8 protein-coding genes, 2 tRNA genes and 1 pseudogene are annotated in these 9,615 nt (G+C 69.5%); 9 read left to right on the forward strand and 2 right to left on the reverse strand.

Annotated elements, in window-relative coordinates; translation table 11 throughout:
• The 4 genes and pseudogenes from LPN03_RS19915 to LPN03_RS19930 form a co-directional block, all read left to right on the forward strand.
• A pseudogene (locus LPN03_RS19915) lies at nucleotides 1–716 on the forward strand (DNA primase); the annotation flags it as partial.
• A gap of 63 nt (nucleotides 717–779) precedes the next feature.
• Nucleotides 780–855: transfer RNA gene (locus LPN03_RS19920), tRNA-Asn, on the forward strand.
• Between the two features lie 103 nt (nucleotides 856–958).
• Nucleotides 959–1,034: transfer RNA gene (locus tag LPN03_RS19925), tRNA-Asn, on the forward strand.
• Nucleotides 1,035–1,186: 152 nt separating this feature from the next.
• Complete coding sequence (locus LPN03_RS19930) at nucleotides 1,187–1,564, forward strand: hypothetical protein (RefSeq protein WP_262455633.1); 378 nt, start codon at nucleotides 1,187–1,189, stop codon at nucleotides 1,562–1,564.
• Here LPN03_RS19930 and LPN03_RS19935 read toward each other — a convergent pair.
• Nucleotides 1,509–3,980 (reverse strand): CDP-alcohol phosphatidyltransferase family protein, encoded by a 2,472-nt coding sequence (locus LPN03_RS19935; protein WP_262455634.1) that lies wholly within the window; start codon nucleotides 3,978–3,980, stop codon nucleotides 1,509–1,511. The genes LPN03_RS19930 and LPN03_RS19935 overlap by 56 nt on opposite strands.
• Before the next feature lie 129 nt (nucleotides 3,981–4,109).
• Here LPN03_RS19935 and LPN03_RS19940 point away from each other — a divergent pair, with 129 nt between their 5' ends.
• The 5 genes from LPN03_RS19940 to LPN03_RS19960 are packed head-to-tail and all read left to right on the forward strand — an operon-like array spanning nucleotide 4,110 to nucleotide 8,455.
• Nucleotides 4,110–5,105: a zinc-dependent alcohol dehydrogenase gene (locus tag LPN03_RS19940; protein ID WP_410468623.1), complete on the forward strand. Its 996-nt coding sequence runs from the start codon at nucleotides 4,110–4,112 to the stop codon at nucleotides 5,103–5,105.
• Between the two features lie 4 nt (nucleotides 5,106–5,109).
• On the forward strand, nucleotides 5,110–5,508 hold the full coding sequence (locus tag LPN03_RS19945) for a 6-pyruvoyl trahydropterin synthase family protein (protein ID WP_262455636.1): 399 nt from the start codon (nucleotides 5,110–5,112) through the stop codon (nucleotides 5,506–5,508).
• A complete protein-coding gene (locus LPN03_RS19950) occupies nucleotides 5,505–6,740 on the forward strand; it encodes a glycosyltransferase family 4 protein (protein WP_262455638.1) in 1,236 nt (411 codons plus the stop codon). The genes LPN03_RS19945 and LPN03_RS19950 overlap by 4 nt, the downstream gene beginning before the upstream one ends.
• Before the next feature lies 1 nt (nucleotide 6,741).
• Nucleotides 6,742–7,740, forward strand: coding sequence for a YbhN family protein (locus tag LPN03_RS19955; protein WP_262455639.1), 999 nt, complete (start codon nucleotides 6,742–6,744; stop codon nucleotides 7,738–7,740).
• A complete protein-coding gene (locus LPN03_RS19960; protein WP_262455640.1) occupies nucleotides 7,733–8,455 on the forward strand; it encodes a RibD family protein in 723 nt (240 codons plus the stop codon). The genes LPN03_RS19955 and LPN03_RS19960 overlap by 8 nt, the downstream gene beginning before the upstream one ends.
• Here the strand turns inward: LPN03_RS19960 and LPN03_RS19965 are convergent.
• Nucleotides 8,421–9,615, reverse strand: a 1,195-nt coding sequence (locus tag LPN03_RS19965) for a multidrug effflux MFS transporter (protein ID WP_262455641.1), incomplete at its 5' end; no start/stop codon positions are given. The genes LPN03_RS19960 and LPN03_RS19965 overlap by 35 nt on opposite strands.

Genomic DNA, 9,615 nt, shown 5'->3' on the forward strand with positions numbered 1-9,615 from the left:
CAACCAGGGGCCCCGCTGCCCCGCACGACGCCGGACGGCCGGGTGCCGCCGGCAGCGCACCCGCCGCCGTGGCCGGGCAGGGCGGCTACTCGCAGGCTGGTTCAGGACAGGGCGGGCCCGGTCATGCCGGTCCCGCGCAGGGCAGCCACTGGCAGGGAAGCCCGGTGCAAGGCGGGGGCGCGCTGGGCGGAGGGGTCGGCGTCGTGCTGGCCGAACCGCAGGAGGCGCCGCAGCCGGAATTTGTCAGGCCCGACCCCCGCGACCCCCAGGGCCGCATGGAGCGGGAGGCGCTGGAAGTGGTGCTCCAGCACCCCGGGCTGCTCACTGCCGGGAATTGGCAGCACTTTGCGGCGACCGAGTTTGTGGTGCCGGCGTACAAGGCGGTCCAGCAGGGAATTGCCGCAGCGGGGGAGTCCCTGGCGGCGTCCTCGCAATGGCTGGAGGCCGTGCGGGAACACGTGCCGCCGGTTTTGGCATCGCTGGTGGCGGAGCTGGCCCTGAGCCCGCTGCCTGCCACGCGGGAGGAAACCTTGAACCGGTACTGCCGGGACATCCTGCGGCGGCTGTTTGAAATGCAGATCACGCGGCTGAAGGAAGAGCGGCTGGGCGCGCTGCAAAGGATGGATCCCGCCGTGGATCCGGAGGGCTACCAACTGCTCCAGCGCGAGCTCATGGAGCTGGAGACGGCCCGCAGGGCGCTGCGTTCGGACTCCTGACCGCCCTGCGGCTTGGCCGATTTCGCAACCGGGCCAGCCTTTGTTATTGTTGTTCCTGCGCGATCCTCTGTAGCTCAATTGGCAGAGCATTCGACTGTTAATCGAAGGGTTACTGGTTCAAGTCCAGTCAGAGGAGCCAATCCCGTTCAGGGATTTCCGGAAGCCAATCCGGACACACGCGCAGCAGGAAAATCCATGGAATGCCTTATGCAAGGCACGTCCATGGCATTTGACTGCTTCATTCCTCCGTAGCTCAATTGGCAGAGCATTCGACTGTTAATCGAAGGGTTACTGGTTCAAGTCCAGTCGGAGGAGCCATTTCCGGAGTCCCCGTCCTCATTGTGAGGGCGGGGACTTTTGGTTTTCCCAGCTCCCCCGGACACACCGCAGCGGTAGAATTGGGCATTCGGCTTGGGGCGGCGGGGTCCCGGGCGGGCGTGCTGGTTGTTGCGACCGGAGGGTGAATGGCCATGTGGATTCGTCGAGTGCTGGCGGTGGCGGTTTTTGTGTCCGCCGTCATCCACCTGGAACAGTGGATAGTCGTTTTCCGGCACACGGCCGTGGTGGGGCCGGCCATGCTGCTGAACTTTGGCGGAGGCGTAGTGATTGCCGGGCTTTTGCTGTTCTGGCACCATTGGGCAACCCTGGCCCTCGCCGCGCTGTTTGGCGCGGCGACCCTCGGTGCTTTCCTTACCGCCGTCACGGTGGGCCTGTTTGGCGTCCACGAGCACTGGACGGGGTGGGAAATCTTCACGGCAGCGGGGGTGGAAATCGTGGCCATCGTGGTGGGGATTACCGGACTGCTGGCGGAACGCCGCCGTTCCCAGGCAGTTTCACGCCAGGGCTGAACGCCGCCAGGAAACGGTCGCGGAACACACTCATGGGCCAGGTGGGCGCCGTCGGCGCCGGGAGCATGCCCTCCTGCCAGTCCCATGCGGAAATGCGCTTCAGCACGGAGGGGTCCCGGGCAATGATGGACACGGGCACGTCGTGGCCGGCCGCTGTCCCGGAGACCTGGGCGTTGGGCTGGTGGTCGCCCAGCACCACCATCACCAGGTTCGGGTCCGGGTGGGCTGCCACAAAGGAAAAGATGGAGCCCAGCGAGTATTCAATGGACTGCCCGTACAGGGACTTGACCCTGGCCGGGTTGGCGGAGACCGATTCGGGGGTGGGCCCCTGGGCCGGCATGCCGTTGAAAATGCTGCCGTCGCCCACCTGGGACCACGGCACCAGCCGGGGCAGGGGCGTCCATGGCGTGTGGCTGGAGACAAGGTCGATTTCCGCCATGACAGGTGGCCGGCCGGCCCGGTCCAGCTCCAGGCGGGCAAAAGCGGCGAGCGCGTACTGGTCAGGCATGGTGGCGTAGCTGAAGTTCGGCCCGCGGTAGCCCACGTTGCGGGAGTCGTAAAGGGCGTCATAGTGGTAGAACCGTGCGCCCTGCGGCCAGTCGATGGTGTCGGAGGGAATATCGGAAACGGTCCGCCAGTCTGCCTGCTTGAAGGCGCCGGACAGGGTCAGCCTGTTGCTGGTCAGCAGCTGGTTGTAGCGCTGCTGACTGTCCACCCACAGCCCGGACTGAAGCGTGGAGTGGGCCAGCCAGCTGATGCCCCCGAATGTGGGTGAGGTGAGGAAGGCGCTGCGGGCCGAAAACCCCTCCGCGGTCAGGCTGGCGGTCCCTTCCTTGAGAACGGCGGAAACGCCGGGAGCCAACGCCGGGTCCTCCAGCGCCACCCGGCCGTAACTTTCCACGAAGACCAGCAGCACGTCCTTGCCCTTCAAGGCGGCCAGCAGGCCGGACGGGTCCGCTGCGCCGCGGGCCAGGGCATCCCGCACCGGATCCTGCGTTATTTCCGAGGCAAAGGCTTTGCGGTCCGCCAGCCCGCTGCCCAGCCGTGACAGCTGTTCCTGGACCAGCCCGGCCGTGCCGAACGCCGCCGTCGGCAAGCCGGGGGCCGACTGCAGCCCCAGGACTGCGAACACGGCCCACACCACGGCAAAAGCCGCCGAACCCTGCAACGAAGTGCGCCGGTGGGCGGCCACCACCCGCGTTAGTCGCAGCACAGCCAGCGGCAGCAGCGCCAAGGCGGCGGCCGCAAACACCACGGCACCGGCGGCAACGGCAACCGCGCCCGCGCTGCCGATGGAGTCGGCCAGGACGCCGAAGCCCGGCCCAAAGTAATACCAGTCGTTGACGGGGTCAAAGGGGCGGTCAAAGGCGGCCGAGAAACCCATGTCCAGGACCTTGGCAATGGCCACCACGCCGAGCACCACGCCCATCGCGGTGCCGGCAAGCTTGCGGCCGGCGGGCGGAAGGAAGCCGGCCGCGGCAATGGCCAGCAGCTCCAACGGCAGGGCCGCGAACGCTGCCAGCTCCAGCTGTCCGATCCGCTGCGGCGCCAGCAGCACGCACCACACCACCGCCCCCGCCACTGCCGCGGAGACCGGGCCCGGCACCGTTGACGTCCGGTCCTGAACCTCGGGGCCGACGGAGTCCGGGCGTCCGCCGTCAGCATCCCTGCGTCTGCCGCCGCGACGAACCCTGCCTCGGCGGGGTGCCCGGTGACGCCACAACCACCACGTTTCGTGTCCAAAGGACTCCGCCAGCAGTGCCAGGGCCACCGCCAAAACGGCAGCCATGGCGGCCCGTGGGAGGACGTCGGCAGCCGCAACGGTCAAGGCCACTCCCTGCACCACGGCCACCACCTTGGACCAATAGCGCGGCGGCGCCGATTCCCGCAGCCAGGGAAGGAACCAGGCGGCCGCCACAAACACATACCGGGCCAGTCCGATCGCCAGGACCCACACGCCGAACGCCGGTGCGGCATACACAGCGAGCGCCAAGATCAGGAAAGCGTCAACCTCCATGTCGAAGCGCGCCCCGAGTGCCGACGTCGTGCCCGTCCGGCGGGCAACCATCCCATCCACGGCGTCCAGCACGATGGTGGCCGAGGCCAGCGACACAAGAAGCACGACGGCCGCGGGCCGCTGGGCAGCTCCGCCCAGAGACCCTGCCAGGAGGTCCGCCACGAGGGCCGCGGCACCGCCGGCCAGGACTGAACGCAGCAGGGTGACCCAGTCGGCGGGCCCCAGGCCCGGCCGGCGGTCGGCGCCGAGGCCCCGGGCCAGCAGGCCATTGGCGGCAACAGCGGCGACGGCGCCCACGCCCCACCCCGCAGCGCTGAGCCCAACGGTAGCGGACAGGGCAGTGAGCAGCGCCAATTGGCACAGGAACCCGGCGAGCGGGCCGCAATGAACCGGACGCACGGCGCCTCCGTTTGGAAGTCAACAACAGTATTAGGATAGGGGCAATCTCAGGGATTGCCCGGGACCACGAGTGGGGGTGCGCAGGCTGTGGGCGGTGAAGGTCTCGCGTTCTGGCTCCGCGCCCCCGGCATGGGCGAGCTCCGCAGCGAGACGTTGCACCTGCCAGGCCCGGGCGAGGTGCTGGTTCGGACCCTGTATTCCGGTGTCAGCCGGGCCAGCGAGGCACTGGTGTTCCGCGGCGGCGTCCCGGCCAGCCAGCACCAGGCCATGCGGGCTCCCTTCCAGGACGGCGACTTTCCGGGGCCCGTGAAGTACGGCTATCTCAGCGTCGGCCTGGTGGAGCAGGGGCCGCCCGCTCTGCTGGGGCGAACAGTATTCACCCTGTTCCCGCACCAGGACGCCTACGTGGTGCCAGCCGCCGCCGTGCACGTGGTGCCCGACGGCGTCCCGGCCAGTCGCGCCGTCTTGGCAGGGACGGTGGAAACCGCCGTCAATGCGTTGTGGGATGCGGCGCCGCTGGTCGGGGACCGGGTTGCCGTGGTCGGTGCGGGCATGGTGGGCTGCGCCGTGGCCCGGCTGCTCACGCAGGTCCTGGGCGTGCAGGTGGTGATTTTCGACGTCGATCCCGGCAAGGCCGCGGTGGCCGAGGCCCTGGGCGTGCGCTTTGCCCTGGCTGGCGGCTCGCCCGCTGATTCGCCCGGCGCCTCGCCCGCCGTCGGGCCTGAAAGCCTCTGGCCGGACGGCGCCGGGGCCGACATCTCCTTTCACACGAGCGGGACGTCGGCAGGGCTCCAACTGGCCCTTGACCTGCTGGCGCCGGAAGGCTCCGTGGTGGACCTGAGCTGGTACGGCGACACCCCGGTGCAGCTGTCCCTGGGCGGGGCCTTCCATGCCGGGCGCCTGACCATCCGTTCCAGCCAGGTGGGCGCCGTGGCCCCGGCCCGCAGGCGCAACCGCAGCACCGCCCAGCGGCTGGCCTTCGCCCTGGAGCTGCTGCGAGAGCCGGCCTTTGACGTGCTGCTCACCGGCACCTCGCCGTTTCGGGAGCTGCCATCCGTCATGCCGCGGCTGGCGGACGGCAGCCTGCCCGCCCTGTGCCACCTCATCTCCTACGGAAACGGGTAATGCCATGTTCAGCGTGAGCGTCCGCGACCACCTGATGGTGGCCCACAGCTTCCACGGGGAGGAATTCGGCCCGGCCCGGCAATTGCACGGGGCCACCTACGTCATAGACGCCACGTTCAAGCGGGACGGGCTTGCCGGCAACGGGACTGTGGTGGACATTGCGGCAGCCTCCGAACAGCTGCGTGCGGTGGTGGCCGAACTTGGCTACCGCAACCTCGACGACGACCCCTCCTTTGCCGGCATCAACACCACCACCGAGGTCCTGGCGCGCGAAGTCGCCGACCGCCTGGCAGCACGCATCCATGCTGGAAAACTGGGCCCGGAAGCGCTCCTGGTCAACGGCATCTCCGTCACGCTCCACGAATCCCACATCGCGTGGGCCAGTTATGAGCGGGCGCTGTGAGCACTGTCCACCTGGTGGTGCCCTGCGGCATTGACAATCCGGCCAGGCCCAGCGGCGGCAATGTCTACGACCGGCGGATGAGCCGGGAACTGGCCGCCGGCGGCTGGGTAGTGGCCGAACATGCCGTGCCCGGTGCCTGGCCGGTGCCGGACGCCGACTGTGCCCGCGCGCTCGCCGCAGTGCTGGAGGGGTTGCCTGACGGCGCCACTGTCCTCCTTGACGGCCTGCTCCTGCCTGCCCTTCCCCCCGCCGCTGCCTGGGCCGGGCGGCTGTGCCTGGTGGTGCTCGCGCACACCGTTCCATCCTTGAAGCACGACGCCGGCACCTCCCCACGCGCGCACCGGCCCGGGAGTGCCGTCCCCGGCAGCGTGCTGGCTGCCGCCACGGCCATTGTCGCCACCAGCCACTGGACGAAGGACCAGCTGGTGGCGGCCGGCCACGGCGTGCCGGCGGAAAACATCCACGTCGTGGAGCCCGGCGCGGACCGGGCCGGGATTGCGACGCGGAGCCCCGGCGGCGGCCGCCTGCTCTGCGTCGCGGCCGTCACGGAGGCCAAGGGCCAGGACACCGTCCTCGCAGCACTGGCCGGCCTGGCACGCCTGGACTGGGATTTCACCTGCGTGGGGGCGTGCGACCTTGATCCCGACTTCACCGCTCGTCTTCTCAGGGACGCCCGCGACGCCGGAATCGCAGGCAGGGTGCACCTGGTTGGCCCGCGCACGGGTGCGGCACTGGAGGCTATGTATGCCTCCGCCGACATATTGCTGCTGGCCTCCCGGACCGAAAGTTATGGCATGGTGGTCGCCGAGGCCCTGGTGCGCGGCCTCCCCGTCATCGCCACGGGCGTTGGCGGTGTCCCACGAACATTGGCGGGAACGGACTCCGGATGCCTGCCGGGCCTGCTGGTGCCGCCCGGTGATCCCGCCGCCCTGGCCGCTTCCCTGGAGGCGTGGCTGGGCGACCCCGGCTTGCGACGCCGGCTCCGGAGCGCCGCCCGGGAACGGGGCGCGGCCCTGGAACGGCACAGTTGGCGGGCTGCGGGGCGCAGGCTTTCGTCCATCCTGGCGCACGCCGCAGGCGTCTCATCCGCAGCGGGCCCCCTGGCTGCCAGCACGACTGCCGCCGGAACCTCGGCAGCCAGCACGCAAGGGAACAGCTCTCCGGGACGCGGCGATGGAGTTGTGGGCAGCCGGCACGCGGTGCCCCTGGCCGCATCCGTGGGAGGTGGCTGAGGTGTCCCGTTCCCTCGTGAGGTGGTTGCAGCCTCTGGCGGGTGCCGCCGTGCTGGGCGTGCTGGTCTGGCGCCTCGGCGCGGGACCGTTCCTGGCCGGCATCACGGCCGTGGATGCGCGGGTCCTCGCCGCGTCCGCCGTCGTTCTGTTCCTCGCAACGGTGTGTTCCGCCTGGCGCTGGCGGCTGGTGGCCCGCGGACTGGGCCTGGAACTGACCCTGAAATCGGCCGTTGCCGCCTCCTACCGCGCCCAGTTCCTCAATTCCACCCTGCCCGGCGGCATCCTCGGCGATGTCCACCGCGGACTGGCCCATGGCCGGTCCGGGGGCGGCGCGGGGCTCGGCCTGCGCGCCGTTGCCTGGGAACGCGCAGCGGGGCAGCTGGTGCAGGCCGTGCTGGCCTTGGCCCTGCTCGCGGCGCTGCCTTCGCCAGTGCGGACAGCGGTGGCACTGCCGGCCGTGGTGCTGCTCGGAGCCGCCGCCGTCGTATTCGCCGCCCTGCGGCTGCGGACGGCAGGCGGGCCGTCCTGGTGGGCCAGGATCCTGCGCACGGCTTCGGCGGATGTTCGCCGCGGCCTCCTGCCGCGCCACACCTGGCCTGGCGTGGTCACAGCCTCCTTCCTGGCCGTGGCCGGGTATGTGGCAGTCTTCCTGATGGCTGCCAGGTCGGCGGGGTCCACGGCGCCGCTGCGGCAGCTGCTGCCCCTGGCCGTGCTGGTGCTGATGGCGATGGCGGTGCCTGCCAGCATTGCCGGGTGGGGGCCGCGTGAAGGTGCCGCGGCCTGGGCCTTCAGCGCCGCGGGCCTAGGGGCCGCACAGGGGGTCAGCGCCGCCGTGGTCTATGGGGTGCTTTCCCTGGTTTCCTGCCTGCCGGGGGCGTTGGTGCTTGTCGCGGGGGCCCGGGCCGGTGCCCGTGCCGGTGTCGGGGCAGCCGGGGCAGCCGGCAGGCAAGCGGTGGAGGCTGAACGGCCGGCCGGACGGCTCGGAGGCGGCCTTGGCTGAGCGCCCCTATACGCTGTTGAGCTGCTGCATGTCCCTGGACGGTTACATTGACGACGCCGGACAGGACAGGCTGCTGCTCTCCAACGGCCCCGATTTTGAGCGGGTTGATGCGGTCCGGGCCTCCTGCGATGCGATCATGGTGGGCGCCGCCACCATCCGGGCCGACAATCCGCGGCTGCTGGTGCGCAGCCGGGCCCTGGCAGGGGAGCGGACGGCGCGGGGATTGCCGGGCTCGCCCGTGAAGGTGACCGTGACGGGAGCGGGCCGGCTTGATCCGGAGGCCAACTTTTTTGCCGACGACGGCGCGCAAAAGCTGGTCTATTGCGCCAGCGAATGTGCCCCCGCGATGTCGCTGGCGCTGGGCGGGGCCGCCACGGTGGTCGACGCCGGCTCGCCGGTGCGGATGGCGGCCGTGTCCGAGGACCTGCATGGACGGGGCATCCGCCGGCTCATGGTGGAAGGCGGCAGCCAGGTCCACACACAATTCCTGGCCGGCGGCCTGGCCGATGAGCTGCAGCTGGTGGTGGCACCGTTCTTTGTGGGTGATTCCCGGGCGCCGCGGCTGGTGGGCGACGCCGCATTCCCATGGAATCCGGGACGTCACGCCAGGCTCGTTGAGACCCTACCCCTCGGAAACGCCGTCCTTTTGAGGTATGCGCTTTCGGACCGTTTCGACGGCGCTAAAGGGCAGGAACCGTCCGCGGCCGGACGATGAGCCACAGGGCGGCCATGGCCAGCAGTATGGAGCACCCCATGATCAAGGCCATGGGGGTGGCCGTCTTGACGCCCACCAGGCCCACCACCGGGGTGATCAACCCGGCGAAGCCGAACGTTGCTGCGCCCAGCAGGGAAGCGGCCGTCCCGGCCTGGCGCCCGTTGCGGGCCAGGCCCAGCACCTGCACGGAGGGGAACATCAGCCCTGTCGCGGCAATGAAGAACCAGAGCGGAACCATGACGCCCCACAGCCCCAGTCCCAGCTGGTCAAACAGCACCATCGCGGCCGCGGCGGCCACCTGCACCACCGTTGCACCAGCAATAACCCACTGGGGCCCCACCCGGCGCATGATGCGGGCGGCCACCTGGACACCCGTCACCACCCCGAGCGAGTTGATGGCAAACAGGAAGCCATACTGCTGCGGGGTGAAACCGTAGGTGTTTTGGAACAGAAAGGTCGACGCTGAAAGATAGGTGAAAAGGGCGGCGAAGTTCAGTCCGCCCACGAGCAGCGTGCCCACAAAAATCCTGTCGCCGAAGACTGCCTTGTAGCGGCTGGCGACACTCACGCCGTCGGACTTTCTCTTCTCCGGCGGCAGCGTTTCAATAATGAAAACGAACGCGGCCACCACCACCAGTGCGCCGTAGCCAGCCAGGAACCAGAAAATGCCGGGCCAGTCCATTATGCCCAGCAGCTGGGAGCCGATGACGGGGGCGAAGATCGGGGCCATGCCGTTGACCAGGGACATGTAGGAGAGCATGCGGACCAGCCGGTAGCCGCCAAAGAGGTCGCGGATCATGGCCATGGCCACCACGCCGCCGCCGGCCGCCCCGATGCCCTGCAGGATGCGGAAAATGCCCAGCATGGTGATGTCGGTGGACATCGCGGCGCCGATGGATGCCGCCACGTGCAGGGCCGTGGCCAGGATCAGCGGCACGCGGCGGCCAAACCTGTCGCTGAATGGGCCTACCACCAGCTGGCCTGCGGCAAAGCCGATGGTCGTGGCCGTCAGGGTCAGCTGCACCGCCGTGGCACTGACGTTCAGTTCCTTGCCAATGATGGGGAATGCCGGCAGGTAAAGGTCAATCGTGAAAGGGCCCAGTGCTGTCAGCAATCCCAGGACCAGGACGTAGATGAGTTTTTGCCGGCGGGAGAGGCTG

The organism is Arthrobacter sp. A2-55, from assembly GCF_025548615.1.
Taxonomy (GTDB): domain Bacteria; phylum Actinomycetota; class Actinomycetes; order Actinomycetales; family Micrococcaceae; genus Specibacter; species Specibacter silviterrae.